1 protein-coding gene and 1 pseudogene are annotated in these 524 nt (G+C 32.8%); both read right to left on the reverse strand.

Features of this window, described 5'->3' with window-relative positions; all coding sequences use genetic code 11:
* A pseudogene (locus B0A78_RS14740) lies at window positions 1-182 on the reverse strand (hypothetical protein); the annotation flags it as partial.
* Window positions 182-448 carry a transposase gene (locus B0A78_RS12605; RefSeq protein ID WP_014165992.1) on the reverse strand — a complete coding sequence of 89 codons (267 nt, stop codon included), beginning with the start codon at window positions 446-448 and terminating at the stop codon, window positions 182-184. The pseudogene B0A78_RS14740 and the gene B0A78_RS12605, both read right to left, overlap by 1 nt.
* Window positions 449-524: the final 76 nt, after the last annotated feature.

The following is a 524-nucleotide window of genomic DNA, read 5'->3' on the forward strand; positions in this document are numbered from 1 at the left end:
CAAGTACGATGAGATTCAGCTAATTTTAATAACTCTTCAGAAATTTTAAGGTCGCAATTTTTTCGTTTGGACTTATAATAAAACACAGAAGTACTTATACAAAACAGCTTACACGCCTGACGAAAGCTCATTTTAAATCGCTTCCCAAGATAGATAACAAGCTCGCGCTTTTCGGCAGGCATTAAAGCTTTTTTTCGATTACATCTTTTAAAACGGTGTTTTGCAAAGTGAGTTCGGCAACAATTTTTTTATACTGGCTCAATTCTTTTTCAAGCTCTTTTAATTGTTTGAGCTGATTGGGTTCAATGCCAGAATATTTACTTTTCCATTGATAAAAAGTGGGCTGACTTATACCAAATTCACGGCAAATTTCATTGACCGTTTTGCCCTTGTCTTGTTCTGAGATAATTTTGATGATCTGTGTCTCAGTAAATTTACTTTTTTTCATATTGCTAAAATTAAAAAATTATACTTTTAATCGTAGCTGTTTTTGGGGAAGCTTACATATTCTTTTTCCAATGCTA

The sequence above is a fragment of the Flavobacterium columnare NBRC 100251 = ATCC 23463 genome (assembly GCF_002530675.1).
Lineage (GTDB): Bacteria > Bacteroidota > Bacteroidia > Flavobacteriales > Flavobacteriaceae > Flavobacterium > Flavobacterium columnare.